The organism is Micromonospora luteifusca (assembly GCF_016907275.1).
Taxonomy (GTDB): Bacteria; Actinomycetota; Actinomycetes; order Mycobacteriales; family Micromonosporaceae; genus Micromonospora; species Micromonospora luteifusca.
Genome location: NZ_JAFBBP010000001.1, coordinates 2,727,359 through 2,749,549, shown reverse-complemented (window position 1 = coordinate 2,749,549; position 22,191 = coordinate 2,727,359). Strand labels below are relative to the sequence as shown.

Below are 22,191 nucleotides of genomic sequence, written 5' to 3'. Positions count from 1 at the left end.
GGAACAGGTCATGTCCAGTGACCCGGATCGGATCCGGTGGGAGATCGAGACCACCCGCAACGAGCTGAGCAGTGACGTCGACGCGTTGGCCGACAGGGTCAATCCCCGTCGGATCGCCGGTGATCGGGTCGAGCAGGCACGCGACGCGTTCACCCGAGCGAAGGAGAAGATGATGGGCAACTCGAACCATCTCGGGCAGGAGACCGGTCAGCGGATGTCGCACGCCGCAGGAGCCGTACGCGACGAGACCCGTTCGCTCGGGCAGCAGGGCCGTGAGCAGGCTCAGGGCAACCCGATGGCTGCTGGCCTGGTCGCCTTCGGGGTCGGTCTGCTGGCCGCCTCGCTGATCCCGCCGAGCGGGCGCGAACGGCAACTCGCCGGACGGGCGCGGACCATGGTGAGTGAGCACTCCGATCAGTTGCGCGGGCAGGCGAGCCAGGTCGGCCACCAGATGCAGGACAACATGCGGGAGCCGGTGCAGCAGGCGACGCAGTCGGTGCGGTCCACCGCCCAGCAGGGGATGTCCGCCGTACGCGACCAGGGCCGCTCGGCCGCTGGCCAGGTGCAGGGGGAGGCACATGCGGCCGCCGACGACCTCCGGCAGCGCTGACCCGGTCGGGGCGGAGGGGCCGGCGCCGGTGATGCGGGTACGCTCCGCGTCCGCGCCGGCCCCGGGCCGGCCGGTCAACGAGGACCTGGTCTTCCGGATCGGCCCGCTGGTCGGCGTCCTGGACGGCGCGACCGTGCCGGAGGGCTTCGACACCGGCTGCGTACACGGGCCGGAGTGGTATGTCCGGCACCTGGCCGCGCGGCTCAGCGTGGCGGAGGCGGCCCGCCCGGCGGCCCGGCTGACGAGCAACCTGGCCGCGGCCATCCTCGCGGTGCGGGCCGACCACGGCGGGCAGTGCGACCTCGACCAGCCCGGTACCCCGTCCAGCACCGTCTGCCTCCTGCGTGACTGCGGCGACCAGGTGGACTATCTGGTGCTCTGCGACAGCCCACTGGTCCTCGACGTCGGCGGCCAGGTCAGCGTGGTGACCGACAACCGCCTGGACCAGGCGATGGCCGAGCTGCGGGAGACAGTGGCCACCGTGCCGGGCGGCGCGGCCGACCCGGTCACCCGGTTCCGGCACGCCGTGAGCATCCAACGGGAGCGGATGAACCGCACCCACGGGTACTGGGTCGCGGCGTCGGACCCGGACGCGGCCTTCCACGCGGTGACCGGGTCGATGCCCCGGCGGGGGCCGGGGGCGATTCGCAGGGCGGCACTGCTCAGCGACGGTGCGTCCAGCGCGGTGGAGCAGTTCGGGCTCACCGACTGGGCCGGTCTGCTCGATCTGCTGAGCGCCGACGGGCCGGAGGCGTTGATCGACCGGGTTCGGGCCGCCGAGCGGGATCACCCCGACCGGCTGCGCCGGCACAAGCCCACCGACGACGCGTCGGTGGTGTTCTGTGAGTTCGGGCCGACGGTTCGAACACCAACGGGTGACAACAGAGCGTGAGGAGTAACACCCAAGCCGCCCGACCGGCCGGTACCGGTAGCCGGACCGCCAGTGCATCGCCATTGGGGTGGACTTCGGCCGATGAGGGCGGCAGACTGCGGCACGTGGCGGGTGCGGTCCGGCTGGAGCCGGTGGACGAGCAGAACCTGGAGCCGTTGCTCTCCGTAGCGGCTGCCGAGGCCGAGCCGGATGACGTGATGCCTCCGGTCGAGGCGCCCGCAGGTTGGTCGCTCGCCCGTCGGGAGGCATTCCGGGACTTCCACCGGGCCAGTTTCGGTGGCCTGGACGGCCCCACCGGTTCCCAGATGTTCGCGATCCTCGTCGGCGGCGAGGTCATGGGCATGGTCCGGATGACGCGCTGTGACGAGCCCGGCACGGTGGAGACCGGCATGTGGCTCGGGCGCTCGGCGCGTGGGCAGGGGATCGGCGCGGCCGCCCTGCGGGAGTTGCTGAACGCCGCCGCCGGGGTGGGCATGCGGGCGGTGGTCGCCGAGACGACCACGGACAACATCGGCGCGGTCGCCGTACTCGAGAAATGCGGTGCGAAACTGCGCGAGGACGGCGGAAAGGTGCACGCCGAAATCTGCCTCGATTCGACCCCTCCCGCGCTCTGAGCGCGGTTCTTGCCTTTCGCCTTCTCCGGCATTCTCCCTACGCGTGACCACCGCAAAGTCCGGTCTGGGTCCTTCGGCACCGCATTTCCGAATGCCTTAATGGGACGTCCACGGAAATTGTCGTAGCGGTTTCGGAGTAATGCCGCTGGGTACTGCCCGCCGGGTCCGTAGATACGGACGTCTGATCAAGGGCATGGTTCGCGCTGTCCCCCGGCAGCCCTTTTCCGGCCCTCACCTGGCAGACGTCCGGACCCACCGGGGGAGCGAGGGAGAACTGATGAAGACCGGAACACGAATCGGGCTGGCGGTGGGCTTCGGCTACCTGCTGGGCCGTCGCCGCAAGATGCGTACGGCGCTCACCCTGGCCGCGGCGGTCGCCGCCGGCCGGGCGAGCCGGGACCCGGGCGCTCTGTTGAAGCGGGGCACCGACGCGTTGCAGTCCTCCCCCCACCTGGGCAACCTGGGCCGGCTCGGAGGGCCGCTGGTCAACGCCGGTCGGGCTGCCGCGACCGCCGCTGCCGGAAGCAGCGTCGACGCGCTCACCGGGCGGCTCCGCGGCTCCGCCGACGCCCTGCGCCGCCGCTCCGGCAGCCGGGGCGACGACAGCCGTGAGCAGGGCGACGACAGCCGTGACCAGGACGGCGACAGGCGCGACAGCGGCGACCGTGGCGCGTCGGACAACCGGGACGACGCAACGGCCGAGCAGCGACGGGGGCGGTGACCGTGACGGCGAACACCAATCCCATCGGACTCGGCGAGAAGCTGCGCGGCCAATTGGCCGACGAGATGCGCAACCTGGCCGGTGCGATCGGCGATCGCGCGATGAGCGTGGTGACCGAGCGGATCACCGGGGCGACCGGCCGTCTCAGTGAGTACGCGCGACAGGGCGGCGGGCCGGGACTGATCGCCGCCGCGACCGGGGCGCAGAAGTTGGCCGAGGGCGACTCACCGGTGAAGGCGATGGTGCATGCCGGTTTGGCCGGCGGTAAGGAGAAGGTGATGGCAGCTCTCGGCCGTGCGGGCGGGAAGGGCGGTGGGAAGAAGAAGGTCACCAACATCGTCGAGACGATCGAGGTCGGTGTGCCGGTACGGGCCGCGTACAACCAGTGGACGCAGTTCGGCGACTTCCCCAGCTACATGAAGAAGGTCAAGAGCGTCGACGCCGAATCCGACGAGAAGCTGACCTGGAAAGCGCAGGTCTTCTGGTCGCACCGGACGTGGGAGTCGACCATCGTCCGCCAGGTGCCGGACAAGCTGATCCACTGGCGGTCCAAGGGTGAGAAGGGTTCGGTCGACGGCACCGTCAGCTTCCACGAGATCACCCCGGACCTGACCCGCATCCTCGTGGTGCTGGAGTACCACCCTCAGGGACTCTTCGAACACACCGGCAACCTGTGGCGCGCCCAGGGCCGGCGGGTGCGGCTGGAGCTGAAGCACTTCGTCCGGCACGTGATGACCTCCACCGTGTTGGACCCGGACTCGGTCGAGGGCTGGCGCGGCGAGATCGAGGACTCCCAGGTGGTCAAGGACCACGAGACCACGCTCCGCGAGGAGCGGGAGTCCCGCGAGGAGCAGGGCCGGGCGGAGGAGCCCGAGGAGGAGCGGGAGGAGGAGCGGCCGGAGGAGGGGCGGCGCCAGCCCGCCGAGCGCGGCCGCCGTCGGCCGCCGGCGCGCCGCCGTCCCCCGGAGGAGGAGGAGTACGAGACGTACGACGAGGGCGAGGACTACGACGAGGGGTACGAGGAGGAGGAACCCGAGGAGGAGCAGCCTCCGCCGCGCCGGCGCCAGCCGGAGCGGGCCCGCCGCGCCCAGCCGCGCCAGGAGCGGGAGCCCCGCGAGGAGAGGGAGCCCCGCGAGGAGAGGGAGCCCCGCGAAGAGCGGGCGCCGCGCGCCCGCCCCGCCGCCCGTCGGGCCCCGGAGGCACCACGACGGCCGGTGGTCCGCCGCCGACGTGAGGAGCGTGACCAGTGAGCATCGCGACGACTAGCGGACGCCAGGGCGGCGCGTTGGAGCGCGGCGGAGGAGGCGGCGGCGGCACTCTGGCCGACGTCGTGGAGACGGTGCTGGACAAGGGCGTGGTGATCGACGCGCAGGTGTCGGTCGCCGTGGTCGGCATCCAGCTGTTGGAGATCAACGCCCGGATCGTGATCGCCAGCGTCGAGACGTACCTGCGGTTCGCCGAGGCGGTCGACCGGCTGAGCATCGTGCCCAAGGGCACGAAGGGGCTGCCCGACATGGTGGGGGACGCGGCCGGGGCGGCGACCAAGGGCAAGGCGATCTCCGGCCTCGGCAAGGCGGCCCAGGAGATCAGCGGTGCGGTGGCGGACTCGCTGAGCGACCGCGGCTCCGACCGGGAGCGGGAGCGGCCACGCCGACGCCGGGACGAGGAGCGGTGAACATGACCGACGAGCAGGCCCAGCCGGCCGACGAGGCCGGGCTGTTCATCTACGGCATCGTGCCGTCCGACGTGGAGCCGACCCCGGACGCGGAAGGGGTCGGCAACCCGCCGGGCGAGGTGACCGTGATCCGGCACGGCGACGTGGCCGCGCTGGTCAGCGACGTCGGGTTGGAGGAGCCGATGGGTCGCCCGGCCGACCTGACCGCGTACCAGACGCTGCTGGACGGGACGGCGGCCGTCGCGCCCGTGCTGCCGGTCCGGTTCGGCACGGTGGTGACCGGGCCGGACGCGGTCCAGGACCTCCTGAAGGCCCACCACGACCAGTTCGCCACCGCCCTCGACGAGTTCGAGGACCGGCTGCAGTACACCGTGCACGGCCGCTTCGACGAGGAGGAAATGATCGGCGACTTCCTCGCCGAGAACCGCTCCGCCGCCGCGCTCGCCGACCAAGTGCGCGGCCGGCCGGAAACGGAGAGCCGGGAACAGCGGATCCGGCTCGGCGAGATGATCAGCCAGGGGGTGGAGCTGCGGCGGGAGGCGGAGAACCGGGCGCTGATCGACGCGCTCACCCCGTACGCGGTGGCGCAGGTGCCGCGCCCACCGAGCAGCGAACTGGACGCGATGAACGTCGCCTTCCTGGTCGCCACCGACGACGAGGAGGAGTTCGTGCGGGTGCTGGAGGAGTTCGCCGAGCAGCGCCGGGACCTGATCCGGATGCGGCTGCTCGGGCCGCTCGCCCCGTACGACTTCGTCAGCGCGCACCAGTTGGTGGAGTGACGCGTGGACATCCTCTTTGGACTGTTGACGCTGCCGTACGCCCCGGTGCGAGGGCTGACCGCGGTGGTGAAGGTGATCGCGCGGGAGGCGGAGGCACAGCGGTACAACCCGGCCAACATCCGGCGTGAGCTAGAGGAGTTGGACGCGGCGGCGGCCGCCGGCGACATCACCTCGCAGGAGCGTGACCTGAGACAGCAGCAGGTCCTGGACCGGTTGACCGGCATGGGTGGCGGCGCTCGTGGCGCTGCCCCGGGCGCGGGCCGGGCGGGTAACCGCCCTGCCCGCTCCGGGGGGCCACGGGAGACCGGCCAGCGACGGCGTGCCGACCGGTCGGGTGACCCGGACCGGCGAGGGGGGAGGTGAGCGAGGTGGCAGTCCGCAGCGACGGCGAACGCGCCCGCCGGCGGGCGCCGGAGGGCGCTGACGTTGACCGGTACGACGAGGAGGAGTACGTCGAGCCCGTGTCGGCCGCGGAGGCGGTCCGGGAAGGGCTGCGCCAGATTGTCGAGCTGTCCGGCCGGGACCCGGTCGGAGCCACCTCGCTCCAGGCCACCGACGACGGCTGGCTGATCGGGGTCGAGGTGGTCGAGGACCACCGGATTCCCGCGTCGACCGATCTGCTCGGCCTCTACGAGGTCGAACTCGACATCGAGGGCGGCCTGCTGGGCTACCGGCGGGTGCGCCGCTACCAGCGCGGGAAGGGCGAGGTGGGCTGAGATGACCAGACCGCAGGCTCCATCGGTCGTGCAGAACTCCGGCCAGGTCCTGCCCGCCGGGCACGAGCCGGCCAACCTGGGCGACATCCTGGAGCGGGTGCTCGACCGGGGCATCGTGATCGCCGGTGACATCCGCGTCAGCCTGCTCGACATCGAGCTGCTGACGTTGAAGCTGCGGCTGGTCATCGCCTCGGTCGACACCGCGCGGCAGATCGGCATCGACTGGTGGGAACACGACCCGTGGCTCAGCTCGCGGGCCCGACCGCCGGTGGAGCCTGGCCCACGGGACCCGGAGGAGGTCGAGGCGGAGCGCCGGCCCCGGGTGGCGGCCCGGGCGCGCCGCCGGGACGCCGAACTGGAGGAGTGGAATGAGTTCGACGGTTGAGGTAGCCAGCGCCGGGCCCGTCCCGGTCGCCGGGGCGTGGCTGCACGGCGTGGTCCGAGACGTCGATCCGGCGGCGCTGGCGGCGATCGCCGGGATGGACGGCGCTCCGGTCCGGGTGGTGTCCGCCTCCGGCCTGGTCGCTGTGGTCAGTACCGCGCCGCTGGACGAGTACGGCGAGCAGCCGCTGCGCCGCAACCTGGAGGACCTGGCCTGGCTGGAGCGGGCGGCCCGGGCGCACCACGGCGTGGTCGAGGCACTGGCCCGACGAGGGCCGGTGGTGCCGGCCCGGCTCGCCACCGTGCACACGGACGACGACCGGGTCGCCAGGTCACTCGCCGAGCGCCAGGCCGAGCTGGAGGCCACCCTGGACCGGCTCACCGGACGCGGCGAGTGGGGTGTAAAGGGCTACCTGGTGCCGGGAGTGGCTCCGGTGAGCGCCGAACCCGTCGGCGCCGGCGGTGTGGGAACGGCGTACCTGCGGCGGCGCCGGGCGCAGTTGACCGCCCGGGAGGAAGGCCAGCAGGCGGCGAGCGCGGCGGCGGACACGGTGCACGCCGCGCTGTGCGAGCTGGCCGTGGCGGGCCGGCGGCACGCCCCGCAGGACCAACGACTGTCCGGGGCGTCCACCCCGATGGTGCTCAACGGGGCGTACCTGATGGACCTCGCGGCGCTGCCCGGCTTCACCGACCTCGTCGGCGCGCTGGGCAGCCGGCATCCGGAGATCCGGCTGGAGCTGACCGGGCCGTGGCCGGCGTACTCCTTCGTCGCGGAACGGCCGGAGCCCGCGCTCACCGTACGGGAGCCGTGGTGACCAGCGTGCTCGCGCCGAGCAGCGCCGACGATCCGCTGGCGTACCGGCCGGTCGCCCTGGTGGACCTGCTCGACCGGGTCCTCGCCACCGGCGTGGTGATCAGCGGTGACATCACCCTGGCAATCGCCGACGTGGACCTGGTCCGGATCTCGCTGCGCGCGCTCGTCGCATCCGTCGGCTCGCTGACTCAGACGGAGGACGCCGGATGACCGGGCGGAACGAGGCCACGGAGTTGGCTGCCGCGTTGGGTGCCCAGTCGTGGCAGCAGCCCAGGGTGACCCCGCTGGACCGCCGAATCTCCGTGGACCGGGAATCGGTCGAGCGGGGGCTGGCGAGCCTGGTGCTCACCGTCGTCGAGCTGCTGCGGCAGCTGATGGAGCGGCAGGCCCTGCGCCGGGTGGACCTCGGAGACCTCACTGAGGAGCAGGTCGAGCGAATCGGAGTGACGTTGATGGCCCTGGAGGAGCAGATGGTCGGGCTGCGCGAACACTTCGGGCTGGCTCCGGAGGATCTGAACCTGGACCTTGGCCCGCTCGGCCCGCTCCTCCCCACGGACTGATCCCGGGCCGGCCGGCGGCAGCCCGAGAGGGCCACCGCCGACCGCCTGGATCAGGCCGGAACCCGGATGATGTCGTAGTCGGTGCTCGGCGTCGACTCCACGTCGAACCGACCGTTCACCACGTACAACGACGAGCCGAGCAGGTCGCCGGTGGCCGGCGAACGTAGCTGCGGGCCGGTGATCTCACGCTGCACCACCCCGGCGGTGTAGTCGGCGTTCATCCGGACCACCGCGATGACGTTGCTCAGGTTCCGGATCACGTAAAGGGTGCGACCACGCAGCACCAGCCCGTCGGCGCGCTCGACCGAGTAGCCGCCGAGGTCGACGAGGCGGCTGCGGCCGGTACGCGGGTCGACGCGTACCAACTTGCCGTTCAGCATCTGCGCGACCAGCAGATCCCCGTCCGGCAGCTCCACGATCCCGTTGTGGTAGACGTCCGGCGTGGCGGCCGGACCGCTGAGCTGCAGCACCCGGAAGGCGGTGGGTGCCGGCAGGCGACCACCCGGGCCCAGCGGCACCACGTACAGCACCTGCAGTGCGGAGTCGGTGAAGTAGACCGCCCGCTTGGTGATCACCAGGTCGTTGATGTAGCTGACGCCCGGCTGGTCGTTGAACTGGTAGTGGGCCAGCTTGGCGCCGGTGCCCGCGTCGTAGACGCTGGCGCCGCCACCGGAGTAGTCGGCGGTCCAGAGCCGGCCCTGCGGGTCGAGCTTGAGGCCCGCCTTGTCGGTGCCGGGCGTCCCTGGGATCAGCACCGAGCCGCGCCCGGTCCGTAAGTCACCGCGCCAGACCGCACCGTCCAAAATGGACCCAACGTACACGGTGGTGCCATGGCCGATGGTCAACCCTTCCGGGGTGAAGCCGTCGGGCAGGGCGATCCGGGCCGGGAACGGCTTCGTCGGATGAGCCGTCGCCGGAGAGCCGACCGTGGCGAGGGTCGCCGCCGCGACCAGGGGGACGATAAAAAGGGATAGCAGCTTGCGCAAGGAACACCACCTGACGTGCATGTGGATAACTCCACAGGGGAATCTGACGTCGTATGAACCCCCTGGGCCCGCCGAAAGGTTGGCTACGGACTCAATTCCGTTTCGCCGCGTACGCGGCCAGCCAGGAGACCTGGGCCGGGTCCAGTGACGGGCGCACCCGTGCCCGCGCCGTCGACACGTGCTCGGCGGTGACCGTGGCGGCAGCGAGCGACTCACGCATCGCGGCCAGCGCCGCCTCCCGGACCAGCGCCGCGCAGTCCGCCGCGGAGAAGCCGGTCAGCTCGTCGCCGAGGGCAGCCAGGTCGACATCCGGTGCCAGGGGCACCTGCCGGGACGCGGCCCGCAGGATCTCCGAACGGGCCGGCCCGTCCGGCGGCGGCACGTAGACCAGCCGTTCCAACCGGCCCGGCCGCAGCAGCGCCGGGTCGACCAGGTCGGGCCGGTTCGTCGCGCCGACCACCACCACGTTGCGCAGCGTCTCCACCCCGTCCAGTTCGGTGAGCAGCGCGGCGACGACCCGGTCCGTGGTGCCCCCGTCGGTCGCCTGGCCGCGTACCGGCGCCAGCGCGTCCACCTCGTCCAGGAAGATCAGGGTGGGGGCCGCCTCCCGGGCCCTGCGGAACAACTCGCGGACGGCCCGTTCGCTCTCGCCGACCCACTTGGAGAGCAGTTCCGCTCCCTTCACCGACAGCACATTGGCCCGCCCCGACCCGGCCAGCGCGGTGACCAGGTACGTCTTGCCGCATCCCGGCGGCCCGTAGAGCAGCACACCGCGCGGCGGCTGCACCCCGAGCCGGGCGAAGGTGTCCGGGTAGGTCAGCGGCCACAGCACCGATTCGGTCAACGTCTGCTTGACCTCGTCCAGGCCACCCACGTCCTCCAGGGTCACCGAGGCCAGATCCAGGGTCGAGGCAGCCATCGTGGTGGGCCGGACCACCTCCAGAGCGGCGCTGAAGTCGGCCATCGAGACCGTCGGCGTTTCGGCGGACTTCTGCCGCAGCGCCGCGCGTACCCCGGCCTCCCGGACCAGCGCGGCCAGGTCCGCCGCGACGAACCCGGGGGTACGCGCGGCCACCTCGTCCAGCCGGACGTCGTCAGCCAGTGGCACCTGGCGGGTCAGCACGGTGAGCTGTTCGCGGCGCATCGCCTGGTCGGGGAGCGGGATGCTGATCCGCAGCGAAAGCAGGTCCGGCGCGCGCAGCGCGGGATCGACCGACTCCGGCCGGCCGGTGGTGCAGACCACGGCGACACCGGCTCGGATGCTCTCCACGAGCACCTGGCGGAACACCGTGGCCAGCGGGCCGGGCTCGTCCGCCGGCGCGAGCGCTTCGACGTCACTGACCAGCAGCACCGCCGGCCCGCTGGCTCGGGCGGCTGTCGCCGCGGCACGCAGCCGTTCGGCGGCGGCCTGGTTGGTCAACGCGACCACCTCGGGTGCCCACAGCGGGTGTACGCGGGCACCGACCCGGGCGGCAACGGCGCGGACCAGCGCGGACTTCCCCGAGCCGGCCGGGCCGACGAGCAGCACCCCCAACGAAATGGTGGTGCCCAGCCGGCCCAGCACCTCCCGGTGGTGAAAGCCGAGGTCGAGCAGTTCGGTCAGCTCCTCGGCCTGGGCCCGCAGCCCGGGCAGCTCGTCCACGTCGGGCGCGTCGTCCGCCGGAGCCGCGTCGGCCGCCCGAGACGGCCGTGCCGGCCCGGCATCGACGGGGGCGGGCCCGCCGTGGGTGGTCGGGCCGTGCTCCCAGGCGACCACCGTGTCCATGGTGACCAGCGCGCCAGCGGCCGGCTCCACCGTGAGCACGGTGAGCAGAGTGCTGGTCCAGGCGAAACCGACCGTGTTGGCGAGGCTGCGTCGAGCCACCTCGACCAGGCTGCGCACCGAGGCGTCCGGCAGCACGTCCTGCGGCAGCAACGACACGTCGTCGCCGTCGGTGAGCACCTTGCCCAGCAGGGCCAACCGCAGCATCTCCGGGCTGACCGCCGCGACCACCCCCACCGGCCCGGCCAGGGTGACCCGGCCCGCCGGGATCAGCGGCACCGGGCTCACCCGCACCTGACCGCCGTCGCGCACGCCCAGGTTGCCCAGCGTCAGGTCGTCGGCGTACAGCAGGGCACTGCTCGCGCCCGGCGCGGCCGCCGCCACGATCCCCGCCGTCACCCGGCGGCCGGCAAGCCGGACCGGGTCGCCGGGGCGCAGCCCCAGCGCGGTCAGCGCCTCCGGATGCAGCCGCACGATGCCTCGTCGGGCGTCCAGCGCGGCCGGCCGCAGGCTCGCCGTCAGGGTCAGGTCGGGTTGCGCCACCGCCCGACCGTAGCCGCCAGAGGCCAGCCCCGCCGGTCAGCGCCGCGGATCCAACTCGTCCAACAGCGACGGGTCCCGCCGGATCAGCTCGGCCAACCGGGCCGCCGGGTCCGGGGTCAACCCGTCCGGACCGGGCGCCCACGCGGGCATCGTCCGGCCGGACAGCGGCCAGGCCGGCGGAGGTTCGGCCGCGGCTGCCGGGGCCGGGGCCGCCGGGTCCGGGGCCGCCGGGGCCGGGGCTGCCGGGTTCGGGGCTGCCGGGTTCGGGGCTGCCGGGTTCGGGGCTGCCGGGTTCGGAACTGCCGGAGCGGGGGCCGGCGCCGGGGCCGCCGAGGGCGCTGGCCCGACCGTGACGTCCGGGCCGTTCCAGGAGACCCGCAACGGGTACGTCCGCCCCGCGTGCTCCACGTGCACGGTCACCGTCAGCCCGGGGTGCGCGCCGACGACCTGGCGAACCGCATCGGCCACCTCCTCGACCGGCCCCCACCCGGCCACGTCACCCGATGCGGGTGCCCCCGCGTGGCGGGCGCCGTACCGGCCCGGCCCGGCGTTGCGGGCGTCGCTACCGCCGAGCCCGGGAGGACCCTGCGGTGACGCGGTTTCGTCACGGTCGTCGGCGCGCCGACGCAGCGCCTCCTCACGCCGGGCCAGCCGGGCCAACGTCTCGTCCAGATCGCCCCTCACCGGACCACCCCTTCCCGCCACGGCCGGAGCCCGCCGGCTCAGGCGCTCCTGTCCCGGGTAGCACGTTCCAGCGCACGGTCCAGGACGACCAGCAGGGCGTCCCGCACCGAGAGCCGGTCCCGGGCGTCGAACTGCACCAGCGGAACGTGGTCACCGATGGCCAGAGCCCAGCGGATCTCACCGAGCTCCAGGGCCAGCCGCCCGTCGAAGGCGTTGACCCCGACCACGAACGGCAACCCCGCCCGCTCGAAGAAGTCGACCGCCGGGAAACAGTCGTCCAACCGGGCGCTGTCCACCACCACCAGCGCGCCGAGCGCCCCGCGGGCCAGGTCGTCCCACATGAAGCCGAACCGGGCCTGCCCGGGCGTGCCGAACAGGTAGAGCTTCAGACTCCGATCGATGGTCACGCAGCCGAAGTCCATCGCCACCGTCGTGGTGGTCTTGGTGGACCGGGCACCCGGGTCGTCCACGCCGATCCCGGCGCTGGTCATCTCGGCCTCGGTGGTCAGGGGAGCGATCTCGGAAATCGCCCCCACGGTGGTGGTCTTCCCCACCCCGAACCCACCGGCCACCAGGATCTTGACCGGGATCGGCGGTGCCGTCGGCTTACCGACCGGCGGCGACGTCGCCCCGGTGCCGGACGGAGGCTGGTACGGCGGCGGGCCGGCGCGCCCGACTGTCGGCCCACTGGCCGCCGGCATGCCGTACCGGGCGGTTGCGCTGTTTCCGGCGACCCCGCCGAGCGGGGCGACCGGCCATTCAGGAGATCGCACGGAGTCCATCAATCACTCGCAGGATGAGGTCGGGGTCGAAGGCGTCGTCGGTGTCGGTGACGTGCACGTCCAGGTGTCCGGCCGCCCGCAGGTCACCGACCAGGACCCGCGTCACGCCGAAGTGCAACCGGGTACGTGCCGAGATCTCGGCCACCGAGATCGGCTCGGCACAGAGCGCGATGATCGCCTGGACTTCCGGTGCCAGCAGGGCACCGGGCGAGCCGGTCCACCAGCCGCTGTCCGTGCGGGCGGTCACCTGCGTCTCCAGCCCGATCGCCGGGTCGGCACCCGCCACCCGTCCGGCCGTGAGCACGAATGGGCGAGGCCCGGCCGGACGACCACCGCCCGGCTCGGGCAGCGCCGATGCCACGGCGTTGTCCTCGGTCGGGGGCGCCGCGTGCAGGTACGGGCGGATCCGGACCGTGGGTTCCGGGTCCGGATCCTCGCCGGCGACGTCGGGGGTCACTGCTGAGCGGCGTTCTTCAACTCGACGATCAGCCGGGGGGTCAGGGCACCACCGGCCCGCCCGGCGAAGAGCGTCATCTCGTACGCGACGGTGCCCAGGTTGGCCGACCGGTCGGCGACGACCCCCAGGACGGATCCGCTGCTGATCGCGCTGATCAGCAGATAGCCGTCGGCCATGTCGACGATCACCCGGTTCAAACCGCCGAGCGCGTACCAACTGGCCGCCCCACCGGCGAGACTGGTCATCCCCGACACCACCGCGGCCAACCGTTCCGCATTGGACCGGTCCTTGATCGCCGACATGGCCATCAGCAGGCCGTCCGAGGAGACCGCGATCGCCTCCAGGACCCCGGCGGTGCCGGAGGTGAAGGAGTCCAGCAGCCAGTTGAACGTACGGGCCTCCGGGCTGAGGTCACCGCCGGCGACGGACTGGCTCGGGTGGTCGACGTTGTCGTGCAGGAAGGGGCTGGTCACCGTGATGATCCTTCTTCGTTCCGGCGGTCTGGGCTGACTTCGCGGAGAGCGCGGGCGACGCCCGCCTCGAACTCGGTGATGAGATTGCGGACCTCGGCCGGGTCACCGAGGTGCGTACTGAGGGGTTGGCACGCCGGAACGGCAGCGAGGTTCGCCCCCGGCACCCGTCGGATCAGCCTGGGCCGATCCGGGGTGCCATTGGCCAGGCCGGCGTTGGCCGCCACCAGGGGACCGACGCCCCCGGGTGTGCTCGGGAGGTCGACGGTGTTCAGCTCGGCCCGGCGTACACCGGCTTGGAACGCCTCGACCAGCGCACGGGCGGCGGCGGGGTCCGCGCCGGTCGCGTCCACCGGTCGGATCGGTGGGGCGGCAGCGTGCAGGCTGGCCCCGGGCACCCGCTGCCGGACCCGCGGCCCGGCTGGCGAGCCCGACGGTTGCGGAGCCGGGGGTGTGGGGTCGGTCTGCTCCGGCTGGTCGGGGCCGAACGCGTTCCAGGAAGGGCTGGCCTCCAGGCTGCGGGTGGCACGACTCAGCAGGTCCGAGTCGAAGCGGGCCGGTGCGGCGATGGCCGCCGGAAGGGACCGCGCGCCGTGGTCGGGTGTCGCCGCCGTACGCCGGTCTCGTTCCGGCACCACGGCCCGGGCGACGGTCGCCCCGGCCCGATCGGGGCGGCGCAGCACCAGGGACGCCGGTGGGATCTCCAGGTGTGCGGTCACCCCACCGCCGACGGTGCCGGCCAGGCCCACCTCCCAGCCGTGGCGGCGGGCCAACCGGCCCACCACGAAGAGACCGAGGACCTCGGTCGGTGCGAGGTCGAGCCGTTCCCGGCGGGTGAACCGGGCGTTCTCCTCGGCCAGCCGTTGCTCGCCCATGCCGATGCCGTGGTCCACGACGGTGATCCGCGCGCCGAGGCCGGACGCCTCGGCGGCCACCAGCACGCGGGTGTGCGGCGGGGAGAAAGCGGTGGCGTTCTCCATCAGCTCGGCCAGCGTCAGGATGAGGTCGCCGACCACCGCCGGTGCGGCCGAGATGCCCGCCGGCACCCGTACCTCCACCCGGGTGTAATCCTCGATCTCGCCGAGCGCCAACCGGACCACGTCGGCCAGCGGTACCGGTGCCGTGTGCGCGTCGGCGCCGGCCGAGCCGGAGAGCACCACCAGGCTGCCGGCGTTGCGCCGCAACCGGCTGGAGATGTGGTCGAGTCGGTACAGGTGCTCCAGTCGTCCCGGGTCGACCTCCTGCTGCTCCAGCCGGTCGATCAGTGCGATCTGCCGGCCCACCAGGTTCTGGGTGCGCCGCCCGACGTGGCCGAACATCTGCGCCACGTTGCGTCGGCCGGCGACCTGCCGCTCGACCAGCCGCGCGGCGGTGCTCTGCACCCGGTCGAAGGCCCGTGCCAGGTCGCCGATCTCGTCGTTGGCCCGGATGTCCACCGGTTCCAGCCGGACCGGCTGAGGGCTCTCCCCCTCGTCGTCGGTGACACGGACCAGCTCCGCCTCGGCGACCCGTGCGACCCGGTCCGCCGAGCGGGTGAGGCGGGTCAGCGGTCGGGCCACCGTCCGCGCGACCGCCGCGCTGAGCAGCACCACCAGCGTCAGGATCAGCGCTGCCGCGGCACCGACCAGGTATGCGGCGGTCAGCGCGCGCCGCTGCTCGGCGGTCACCTCGGTGAGGACGTCGGCGACCAGCTTCTTCTCCACGAACTGGCCGAGTCGGATCATCGTGCGGACGGCCGGGAAGAGCGCTTCCATCGGCACGTCGCGGACTGCGCCGGCTGGGTCCCGAGCGCTGTTGACCAGGAAATCCGCGCTGGTACGTGCCGCCACGGCCGCGTCGTTGAGCTCGGCCACCTTGAGCTGCTCGGGGGTGATCAGGCTGCGGAAGCGCAGATTGTCCACCTGGAGCGCGGCGATGCACGCCACGTACCCGGCGGTGGTGTCCGGGCTGCCGATCGCCTTGACCAGCAGGCTCAGGGTGGCGCAGGCGCCCAGGCCCTCGTCGGCGCGGAGCAGCCCGTCGAGGGCGAGCACCTGCCGACCCGGCAACGTGTCGGTGTCCACACCGAACACCAGGCGCAGCGACTCGATCAACCCCATGTTGACCGGAGTGAACGCGTCCATCACCTGGCCGGGGTTCGCGACCCGGGCCAGTACGGCTGTGCGCAGGTCGATGAGGCTGGACACTCCGTCCAGGGCGTGGTCGACCCGGTCGGTCAGCGCGTCGCTGTCGCCAGCCCGCAGGTCGGCCACCCGGTCGTCCACGTCGGCGGCCTTGCGGATCAGCTCGCCGCGTTCGACTCGACCGAGCAGGAAACCGACCGAGAGGATGCGTTCCTGTTGGAGGTCCTGGACCAGGCTGCCGACCTGGCTGGCGAGTCGTACCCGGTCGGCGGTGTCGCCGGCCCGCTGTGCCGCGGCCACCCGGTCGAGCATGACGGGCACGGCCAGGCCGACCATGCTGAGCAGCGGGATCACCACGAGCAGCGCGAGCTTGCCGCGGATGCGGAGCCTACCGAGCAGCATCGAACGCCCCCCACTGCGCCGTCTCCGGGTCGCGGGCCGTGCCGACCGGTTGCAGGCCGCGCGGGTCGCCGGCCACAGGTTGCAGGCCGCGCGGGTCGCTGGCCGCCGGTTGCAGGCCGCGTGGGTCGCCGGCCGTCGGTTGCCACAGGTCGATCGCCGCGGGGGTGTCGGGGCTGTCCGCCTGGGTCGCGGCCATGGCGGCCCGGCGTCGGGCCCGCCGACCGGCGGTGAACAGCAGCGCGGCGAGCCAGCTCAGCAACAGCCCGGCGACCACGCCCGCTCCGGCGGTCAGCCAGCGGTCCCGGTCCAGCTCGTCGATGCGCTCGACCAGCAGGGCGTCCAGCTCGCCGAGAATGACCGGCTGAAGTTGGCGGGCGGCGCGCTGCGTGTTGAGCCCGGCAGCGCTCAACTGACCCGGGTCCACCGTGCCCGTGCCGCTGGCGGGGGTGGAGTACGCGGCCAACGCCTCCACCGAGCGTTGGTAGGTGTCCAACGGAGTCAGCACGTTGGCACCGAGATCGGTGCTCTCCGAGCCGTCGACGGCGGAGCGCAAATTGTCGACGAGGTCGCTGGCCGGGCCCAGGGCGGCCACCCGCAGGCCGGTCAGCTCCATCAGGCCGCGGGGTTGCTCGGCGGCCGGGCGCCGAGCGACCAGGGTGCCCAGATCGGCGAGTCGACCGGCGGCCACCACCGCCTCGGGCAGTTCCTGGCCCGCGCTGTCCTGGAGGAAGAAGGAGTCGGCAACGGGATCGCGGACCAGCCCGGAGCTCTCGCGGACCTTCCGGTGCAGGGCCAGCAGCAGGTCGGACACCTCGCTGTACGCCGTGTAGGCGGACTCCGGGTCGGCGGCGCTGCGACCACGCAACGCCTCCAGCCGGGCGCGTACCCCGGCCCAGCGTTCCTGGCTGAGCAGTTCGACGCCGATGCGAGCGTCCACCGCGGCGGCCTCCTCGACCGCCCGGTTCAGTGCCTCTCCGGAGACGGGGCGACCGTTGATCGCAGCAGTCTGGGCCTCCACGAGGGCGTCGGTGACCGAGCCCAGAGCGCCGAGGTACTGCACGCCCAGCCGTTCCCGGACGGCCAGGTCGCGGTCGTCGGTGGACTGCCGCCAGGTGGACGTGAGGAGCAGTCCCACCGGTGCCAGTAACGCCCCGATGAGCAGTAGCGGCAGCAGTCGGCCCAGCGTGGACGGCCGTCGACGGGCCCGCGGCGCGGGGACTGTCATGTGTGTGTCTCCTCCGGCGTGGGGCGCGGGTCGGCGCGGTGTCGGGTCAACCGACAAGTCCCGTGCACCGGACCGGAAAACTAACCGACCCCCTCGCTGGTCAGGCCCAGCTCGACGAGTCAGGTTCGCGTCAGTTCAAGCGATGTCGCCATTTGTCCGCGTTTCCGGCACGCTCGATTTGATTGGCCGGTGTGACATGGAGGGATCGAGGTGGATATCCGTGGAAGATCGGAATTCACGGGATCCGAAGTCAACTCACTGGGCCGCGTCGGACAGGACTCGCTCGCACCCACCCGAACACCGATCGGGGCAACCGGACGGACGTACGGCGGATCTCAGCCAACGCTCAGGCTGCGGGCCGTACCGTGTGCCGAATGACATCGCCGTCGCCGGCCGCGTGGTTCCGGCGTGCCCTGCCCACCCGCCGCCGCGCGATCGCCGCAGCTGTGGTCGTCGTGCTGTTGGCCGCCGCCGTGACCTGGGCGGTGTGGCCGCGGGGGTCCGGCGTACGCAGTGCGAGCGCGATGCTCACCGTCCGCTCCGGACCGTCCGACGACCAGCCGGTGAGCCTGGACACGACCTTCTACCTGCCCGACGACGCGTCGTCCGGTCGGAAGGTGCCGGCGGTGTTGTTGGCGCACGGGTTCGGCGGCACGAAGGAGTCGGTGCGCTCCGACGCCGAGGAGTTCGCCGGGCGCGGCTACGCGGTGCTCACCTGGACCGCGCGCGGCTTCGGTCGCAGCGGCGGCGAGATCCACCTGGACAGCCCCGACTACGAGGTGCGCGACGCCCAGCGGCTGCTGGACTGGCTGGCCGCCCGACCGGAGATCCGCACCGACGCCGCCGGCGACCCGAAGGTCGGTGTGGTCGGCGGCTCGTACGGCGGCGGGTTGGCACTGTTGCTGGCCGCGCAGGACCGTCGGGTGGACGCGATCGTCCCCATGATCACCTGGAATGACCTGTCCCGCGCGTTCCTGCCGGAGAGCACCGGCGGGGCACCGACCGAGGGCGTGTTCAAGAAAGGTTGGGCTGGCCTCTTCTTCGGCGGAGGCGGCAACGTGGGCAGCGGCCCGGCCGGGCTCTCCGGCGGGACCGCCGCCCAGCCGCAGGGCGCACCGGCGTCGGCCGGCCCGCCCAGTCCGGGGCCGGGTGCCGGCCCGGGCACCGGTCCCGGTGGCGCCCCGGCCGGTGCCGCCGACCCGTCCTGCGGCCGGTTCGCCGCCGACGTGTGCGCCGCGTACCTGCGGATCGCCACCACCGGCCGCGCCGACCAGGCCGCCGTGGACCTGCTGCGCCGCTCCAGCCCGGCGGGCGTACTCGACCGGATCAAGGCACCGACCCTGCTGGTGCAGGGTGAGGCCGACACGCTCTTCCCCCTCGGCGAGGCCGACGCGAACGCGAAGGGCATCGCCGCCGCCGGCACCCCGGTGCGGGTCGCCTGGTTCACCGGCGGCCACGACGGCGGCGCCGGCCCCCGCTCCGACTCCGACCGGGTGAAGTTCCTGACCGTCCAGTGGCTCGACCACTACGTCAAGGGCGAGGGCGACGCGCCCGGCGACGATTTCACCTGGTCGCGCATCGCCGGCTTCGACGCGCTCGACCGAGGTCTGGTCGCCACCGGCTTCCGCCGCGCCGACTACCCGGGCCTGACCGGCAACGCCCGCCGAGACGTCACGGTCGCCGGCCCGGCCCAGTCGATCGCGAACCCACCGAACGGCAACCCGGCCGCCATCTCCTCGATCCCGTTCGCCGGTGGGCTCGCCTCCCTGCTGGACGGCGTGGCCGGCGACGTGCCCGGCCAGCACGCCCGGTTCGAGTCGGCGCCGCTGACCGACGCGGTGGACATCGCCGGTGCGCCCACCGTCACCGTGCGGGCCGCGTCGCCGACCGGCGAGGCGGTGCTCTTCGTCAAGCTCTACGACGTCGACCCGGACGGCGCGGCCACCCTGCCGAACGGGCTGGTCGCCCCGGTCCGACTCACCGGCCTGCCACAGCGGGTGCAGGACGCTCGCCCGGTCACGGTGACGCTGCCCGGGATCGTCCGCCGGGTGGAGGCCGGACATCGGCTGCGCCTGGTGGTGGCCACCTCCGACCAGGCGTACACCACTCCCGCCGAACCGACCGTCTACACGGTGGCGGCGGACGGCGCGGTCACGCTGCCCACGGTCAGCGGCGAGCCGATCCCCACCGCCGCGACGATCTGGCGCTGGGTGCTCGCCGGCCTGCTCGCCGCCATCGCGGTCGGGCTCGTCGTGGTCGTCGCCGTGGTTCGCCGCCGGCACCGTCGCCAGGACCGGTCGGTGCATCCGGAGTACGCGGACACCCCGCTGGCCGTGCGCTCACTGCGCAAGGAGTACGCGGACGGCTTCGTGGCGGTGTCGAACGTGGACTTCGAGGTGCACCCCGGTCAGGTGGTGGGCCTGCTCGGGCCCAACGGTGCCGGTAAGACCACCACCCTGCGAGTGCTGATGGGGCTGACCCAGCCGACCGCAGGGGAGATCTACGTCTTCGGTCGCCGGCTGGTGCCCGGCTCGCCGGTGCTGTCCCGAATCGGCGCGCTGGTGGAGGGGCCCGGCTTCCTGCCGCACCTGTCCGGCCTGGACAACCTGAAGGCGTACTGGCAGGCCACCGGACGACCGGCCGAGGACGCGCACTTCGACGCGGCCCTGGAGATCGCCGGGCTGGGCGACTCGGTACACCGGAAAATCAAGAACTACAGCCACGGGATGCGTCAGCGCCTCGCCATCGCCCAGGCCATGCTCGGCCTCCCCGAGCTGTTGGTGTTGGACGAACCGACCGACGGGCTCGACCCGCCACAGATCGCCGAGATGCGCCGGGTCCTCCAGCGGTACGCCACGGACGGCCGGGCGGTGCTGGTCTCCAGCCACCTGTTGGCCGAGGTGGAACAGACGTGCACGCATGCGGTGGTGGTGAACAAGGGCCGGATCGTGGCGTCCGGGCCGGTGGAGGAGATCGTGGGCGAGTCGCCGAGTGTGCTCTTCGACGTCAGCGACCCGGTGGCGGCGCGGGCGGTCCTGGACCGCCTGCACGGCGTCCGCGTGTTGCCGGAGAGCGACGGCCAGTTGGTGGTCGACACCAACGGCACGGCCCGCAGCGAGGTGGTCGCCGAGCTGGTGCGCGCCGGCATCGGCGTGGACCGGGTGGTGCCCCGGCGGCGCCTGGAGGACGCGTTCCTCGCCCTGGTGGGCGACAACTCTCGGGGAAGCGGTGACCGGTGATGGCAGGCTCTTCCGTCGAAACGCCGCTGGGCGTCACCGACCCGGCCGGTGCGGCCCGGGGCTACCGGCCGTCGGCCACCATGCCGTTCGCGGCGGAGTTCCGCCGGCAGGCGTCCCGACGGCGAACCCAGTTGGCGCTCGGGTTCATGGTGCTGCTGCCGCTGATCATCCTGATCGCGTTCCAGTTCGACTCGGGCGGCGACGACGACAACGGCCGCAACGAGTTCGCCAGCCTGGTCGAGTTGGCCACCTCGGGCGGGCTCAACTTCACCCTGTTCTCGATCTTCGTGTCGGCGTCGTTCCTGCTGGTGGTGGTCGTCGCGCTGTTCTGCGGCGACACGGTGGCCAGTGAGGCGAGCTGGGGAAGCCTGCGCTACCTGCTGGCGATCCCGGTACCCCGGGCCCGGTTGCTGACGGTGAAGCTGGTGGTCGCGCTCGCGTACTCGGGACTGGCTCTTGTGCTGTTGGCTGGCACCGCGCTGCTGGCCGGCACCCTGCGTTACGGCTGGTCACCGCTGCGCAGCACGGTCGCCGCCGAGCTGGAACCCACCGAAGGGCTGTTCCGGTTGCTGGCCGTGCTCGGCTACCTGGCGGTCGTACTGCTGGTGGTGGCCGGGCTGGCGTTCCTGCTGTCGGTGACCACGGACGCCGCGCTCGGCGCGGTCGGCGGCGCCGTGCTGCTCTGGATCCTGTCCAGCATCCTGGACCAGATCACCGCCCTGGGCGCGCTGCGCGACTTCCTACCCACCCACTTCAGCACCGCCTGGCTGGGGTTGCTCTCGACCCCGGTGCAGACCGACGACGTGGTACGCGGCTGCATCTCGGCGATCAGCTACGCGACGCTGTTCTGGGGGTTGGCGTTCTGGCGCTTCACCCGCAAGGACATCACGTCGTAGCGGATCGACTCACAGCCGGCTGTCCGGCGGGCTCACCGAAGATGGCACCGCGCTCGGAGCCGGTGGCGGGGCCGGCCGCGTCGGCGCGGGCGTGGACGGGTCGGCCTTCTTCCAGGCGCTGACGCCGATCCGGCCGGTGTTGCCCAGGTCAACTGGCCCGTCCGGGTCGACGTCCTCGGCCGGCTGCCCCGCGGCGGGTGCCACCGTCAGGTACTCGCCGTTGGTGGCCACCACTGTCGAATCGGTGACCAGGTTGCGCCAGAGCACCACGGCGGTGGCCCGCTCATCGGGGGCGAGGGTGACCTTTCGTGGCGGTTGGTCGAAACCCGAGGTGATCTCCTTGGCGCCGTTGACCACGCGCAGCATGATCGGCTCGCGTTCCTCGTCGAACACGTGCAGCACCGGGTACCCGTTGAGCTCGTAGGGCTGGTCACCACAGTTGATGAGCTCAATGCCCAGGGCGCGCAGGCCCATCGCGGCGTCCCCGCCGGTCGACCGGATCCGGACGCCAGACGCCGGACACGGGTCGACGTTCGCCGACGGGCTGACAGTCGGCGCGGTCGGCGTCGGGCGCGGGCCGTCCCCGTCCTGACCCCGATGGTCAGAAGAGCAGGCGCCGAGGACGAGAGCCGTGGCGCCCATTGCGCTGATCCGTCGCCATGCTGCGGTGTTGCGGGAAATCATTCGTCGATCATTGCCTACGTCAGCGTCCCACCACTGCCGGCCTCCGGCCGCGCGCACCGCTCGTCCCCGCCCATCCCGCTCGGTCCGCTCGGTCCGCTCGGTCCGCTCGTCCCCGCCCATCCCGCTCGGTCCGCTCGGTCCGCTCGGTCCGCTCGTCCCCGCCCATCCCGCTTGGT

General features: G+C 72.8%; 24 protein-coding genes. 15 read left to right on the top strand and 9 right to left on the bottom strand.

Annotation, left to right across the window (positions count from 1 at the left end):
• Window positions 1–10 precede the first annotated feature (10 nt).
• The 13 genes from JOD64_RS12250 to JOD64_RS12190 all read left to right on the top strand — a co-directional run bounded on the left by JOD64_RS12250 (window position 11) and on the right by JOD64_RS12190 (window position 7,762).
• Window positions 11–610, top strand: a complete 600-nt coding sequence (locus JOD64_RS12250) for a DUF3618 domain-containing protein (protein ID WP_204942346.1) — start codon at window positions 11–13, stop codon at window positions 608–610.
• Entirely contained in the window at window positions 579–1,502 is a 924-nt protein-coding gene (locus tag JOD64_RS12245; RefSeq protein ID WP_204942345.1) for a hypothetical protein, read from the top strand. Before JOD64_RS12250 ends, JOD64_RS12245 begins: the two co-directional genes overlap by 32 nt.
• Before the next feature lie 104 nt (window positions 1,503–1,606).
• Entirely contained in the window at window positions 1,607–2,116 is a 510-nt protein-coding gene (locus JOD64_RS12240; protein WP_204942344.1) for a GNAT family N-acetyltransferase, read from the top strand.
• A 277-nt stretch (window positions 2,117–2,393) separates the two neighbouring features.
• The gene (locus tag JOD64_RS12235) at window positions 2,394–2,837 is read left to right on the top strand and encodes a hypothetical protein (protein ID WP_204942343.1); all 444 of its coding nucleotides are present in this window, start codon (window positions 2,394–2,396) and stop codon (window positions 2,835–2,837) included.
• Window positions 2,834–4,087, top strand: coding sequence for an SRPBCC family protein (locus JOD64_RS32955; RefSeq protein ID WP_307813348.1), 1,254 nt, complete (start codon window positions 2,834–2,836; stop codon window positions 4,085–4,087). The genes JOD64_RS12235 and JOD64_RS32955 overlap by 4 nt, the downstream gene beginning before the upstream one ends.
• Window positions 4,084–4,512: a gas vesicle protein GvpJ gene (gvpJ, locus tag JOD64_RS34060; RefSeq protein ID WP_204942342.1), complete on the top strand. Its 429-nt coding sequence runs from the start codon at window positions 4,084–4,086 to the stop codon at window positions 4,510–4,512. The genes JOD64_RS32955 and gvpJ overlap by 4 nt, the downstream gene beginning before the upstream one ends.
• Window positions 4,513–4,514: 2 nt before the next feature.
• A complete protein-coding gene (locus JOD64_RS12220; RefSeq protein WP_204942341.1) occupies window positions 4,515–5,291 on the top strand; it encodes a GvpL/GvpF family gas vesicle protein in 777 nt (258 codons plus the stop codon).
• 3 nt (window positions 5,292–5,294) lie between these two features.
• Entirely contained in the window at window positions 5,295–5,654 is a 360-nt protein-coding gene (locus JOD64_RS12215; protein ID WP_204942340.1) for a gas vesicle protein GvpG, read from the top strand.
• A 5-nt stretch (window positions 5,655–5,659) separates the two neighbouring features.
• A complete protein-coding gene (locus tag JOD64_RS32945; RefSeq protein ID WP_204942339.1) occupies window positions 5,660–6,007 on the top strand; it encodes a gas vesicle protein GvpO in 348 nt (115 codons plus the stop codon).
• A 1-nt stretch (window position 6,008) separates the two neighbouring features.
• A complete protein-coding gene (locus JOD64_RS34055; RefSeq protein ID WP_204942338.1) occupies window positions 6,009–6,392 on the top strand; it encodes a gas vesicle protein in 384 nt (127 codons plus the stop codon).
• Window positions 6,376–7,203: a GvpL/GvpF family gas vesicle protein gene (locus JOD64_RS12200; protein WP_204942337.1), complete on the top strand. Its 828-nt coding sequence runs from the start codon at window positions 6,376–6,378 to the stop codon at window positions 7,201–7,203. The genes JOD64_RS34055 and JOD64_RS12200 overlap by 17 nt, the downstream gene beginning before the upstream one ends.
• Window positions 7,200–7,412 carry a gas vesicle protein gene (locus JOD64_RS12195; protein ID WP_239559487.1) on the top strand — a complete coding sequence of 71 codons (213 nt, stop codon included), beginning with the start codon at window positions 7,200–7,202 and terminating at the stop codon, window positions 7,410–7,412. Before JOD64_RS12200 ends, JOD64_RS12195 begins: the two co-directional genes overlap by 4 nt.
• Window positions 7,409–7,762 carry a gas vesicle protein K gene (locus JOD64_RS12190; RefSeq protein ID WP_204942335.1) on the top strand — a complete coding sequence of 118 codons (354 nt, stop codon included), beginning with the start codon at window positions 7,409–7,411 and terminating at the stop codon, window positions 7,760–7,762. Before JOD64_RS12195 ends, JOD64_RS12190 begins: the two co-directional genes overlap by 4 nt.
• A gap of 50 nt (window positions 7,763–7,812) precedes the next feature.
• On the opposite strand, the gene JOD64_RS12185 is transcribed toward JOD64_RS12190, so the two are convergent.
• From JOD64_RS12185 to JOD64_RS12150, 8 genes are all read right to left on the bottom strand, one after another.
• Complete coding sequence (locus tag JOD64_RS12185; protein ID WP_204942334.1) at window positions 7,813–8,748, bottom strand: SMP-30/gluconolactonase/LRE family protein; 936 nt, start codon at window positions 8,746–8,748, stop codon at window positions 7,813–7,815.
• 91 nt (window positions 8,749–8,839) lie between these two features.
• Window positions 8,840–11,053 carry an AAA family ATPase gene (locus JOD64_RS12180; RefSeq protein ID WP_204942333.1) on the bottom strand — a complete coding sequence of 738 codons (2,214 nt, stop codon included), beginning with the start codon at window positions 11,051–11,053 and terminating at the stop codon, window positions 8,840–8,842.
• A 36-nt stretch (window positions 11,054–11,089) separates the two neighbouring features.
• Window positions 11,090–11,737, bottom strand: a complete 648-nt coding sequence (locus tag JOD64_RS12175) for a hypothetical protein (RefSeq protein WP_204946372.1) — start codon at window positions 11,735–11,737, stop codon at window positions 11,090–11,092.
• A 38-nt stretch (window positions 11,738–11,775) separates the two neighbouring features.
• Window positions 11,776–12,519, bottom strand: a complete 744-nt coding sequence (locus tag JOD64_RS12170; protein ID WP_204942332.1) for a GTP-binding protein — start codon at window positions 12,517–12,519, stop codon at window positions 11,776–11,778.
• Window positions 12,497–12,976 carry a DUF742 domain-containing protein gene (locus JOD64_RS12165; RefSeq protein WP_204942331.1) on the bottom strand — a complete coding sequence of 160 codons (480 nt, stop codon included), beginning with the start codon at window positions 12,974–12,976 and terminating at the stop codon, window positions 12,497–12,499. Before JOD64_RS12165 ends, JOD64_RS12170 begins: the two co-directional genes overlap by 23 nt.
• Entirely contained in the window at window positions 12,973–13,449 is a 477-nt protein-coding gene (locus JOD64_RS12160; protein WP_204942330.1) for a roadblock/LC7 domain-containing protein, read from the bottom strand. The genes JOD64_RS12165 and JOD64_RS12160 overlap by 4 nt, the downstream gene beginning before the upstream one ends.
• Entirely contained in the window at window positions 13,446–15,971 is a 2,526-nt protein-coding gene (locus tag JOD64_RS12155; protein WP_204942329.1) for a nitrate- and nitrite sensing domain-containing protein, read from the bottom strand. Before JOD64_RS12155 ends, JOD64_RS12160 begins: the two co-directional genes overlap by 4 nt.
• Window positions 15,958–17,196, bottom strand: coding sequence for a hypothetical protein (locus tag JOD64_RS12150; protein ID WP_204942328.1), 1,239 nt, complete (start codon window positions 17,194–17,196; stop codon window positions 15,958–15,960). The genes JOD64_RS12155 and JOD64_RS12150 overlap by 14 nt, the downstream gene beginning before the upstream one ends.
• Window positions 17,197–17,570: 374 nt before the next feature.
• Here JOD64_RS12150 and JOD64_RS12145 point away from each other — a divergent pair, with 374 nt between their 5' ends.
• Together JOD64_RS12145 and JOD64_RS12140 are read left to right on the top strand one after the other, a co-directional pair.
• On the top strand, window positions 17,571–20,435 hold the full coding sequence (locus JOD64_RS12145; RefSeq protein ID WP_204942327.1) for an alpha/beta fold hydrolase: 2,865 nt from the start codon (window positions 17,571–17,573) through the stop codon (window positions 20,433–20,435).
• Window positions 20,435–21,331: an ABC transporter permease gene (locus JOD64_RS12140; protein ID WP_204942326.1), complete on the top strand. Its 897-nt coding sequence runs from the start codon at window positions 20,435–20,437 to the stop codon at window positions 21,329–21,331. Before JOD64_RS12145 ends, JOD64_RS12140 begins: the two co-directional genes overlap by 1 nt.
• A 9-nt stretch (window positions 21,332–21,340) precedes the next feature.
• Here JOD64_RS12140 and JOD64_RS12135 read toward each other — a convergent pair whose 3' ends face one another.
• Window positions 21,341–22,015: a DUF4232 domain-containing protein gene (locus JOD64_RS12135; RefSeq protein WP_204942325.1), complete on the bottom strand. Its 675-nt coding sequence runs from the start codon at window positions 22,013–22,015 to the stop codon at window positions 21,341–21,343.
• Window positions 22,016–22,191: the final 176 nt, after the last annotated feature.

What these genes read in the sequence shown, in the direction of transcription:
- JOD64_RS12170 (WP_204942332.1), bottom strand. Translation starts at nt 12,519, where the DNA reads ATGGACTCCGTGCGATCTCCTGAATGGCCGGTCGCCCCGCTCGGCGGG.
- JOD64_RS12200 (WP_204942337.1), top strand. Translation starts at nt 6,376, where the DNA reads ATGAGTTCGACGGTTGAGGTAGCCAGCGCCGGGCCCGTCCCGGTCGCC.
- JOD64_RS12245 (WP_204942345.1), top strand. Translation starts at nt 579, where the DNA reads ATGCGGCCGCCGACGACCTCCGGCAGCGCTGACCCGGTCGGGGCGGAG.
- JOD64_RS12145 (WP_204942327.1), top strand. Translation starts at nt 17,571, where the DNA reads ATGACATCGCCGTCGCCGGCCGCGTGGTTCCGGCGTGCCCTGCCCACC.
- JOD64_RS12250 (WP_204942346.1), top strand. Translation starts at nt 11, where the DNA reads ATGTCCAGTGACCCGGATCGGATCCGGTGGGAGATCGAGACCACCCGC.
- JOD64_RS12150 (WP_204942328.1), bottom strand. Translation starts at nt 17,196, where the DNA reads ATGACAGTCCCCGCGCCGCGGGCCCGTCGACGGCCGTCCACGCTGGGC.
- JOD64_RS12235 (WP_204942343.1), top strand. Translation starts at nt 2,394, where the DNA reads ATGAAGACCGGAACACGAATCGGGCTGGCGGTGGGCTTCGGCTACCTG.
- JOD64_RS12140 (WP_204942326.1), top strand. Translation starts at nt 20,435, where the DNA reads ATGGCAGGCTCTTCCGTCGAAACGCCGCTGGGCGTCACCGACCCGGCC.
- JOD64_RS12190 (WP_204942335.1), top strand. Translation starts at nt 7,409, where the DNA reads ATGACCGGGCGGAACGAGGCCACGGAGTTGGCTGCCGCGTTGGGTGCC.
- JOD64_RS12220 (WP_204942341.1), top strand. Translation starts at nt 4,515, where the DNA reads ATGACCGACGAGCAGGCCCAGCCGGCCGACGAGGCCGGGCTGTTCATC.
- JOD64_RS12155 (WP_204942329.1), bottom strand. Translation starts at nt 15,971, where the DNA reads ATGCTGCTCGGTAGGCTCCGCATCCGCGGCAAGCTCGCGCTGCTCGTG.
- JOD64_RS34055 (WP_204942338.1), top strand. Translation starts at nt 6,009, where the DNA reads ATGACCAGACCGCAGGCTCCATCGGTCGTGCAGAACTCCGGCCAGGTC.
- JOD64_RS12135 (WP_204942325.1), bottom strand. Translation starts at nt 22,015, where the DNA reads ATGATTTCCCGCAACACCGCAGCATGGCGACGGATCAGCGCAATGGGC.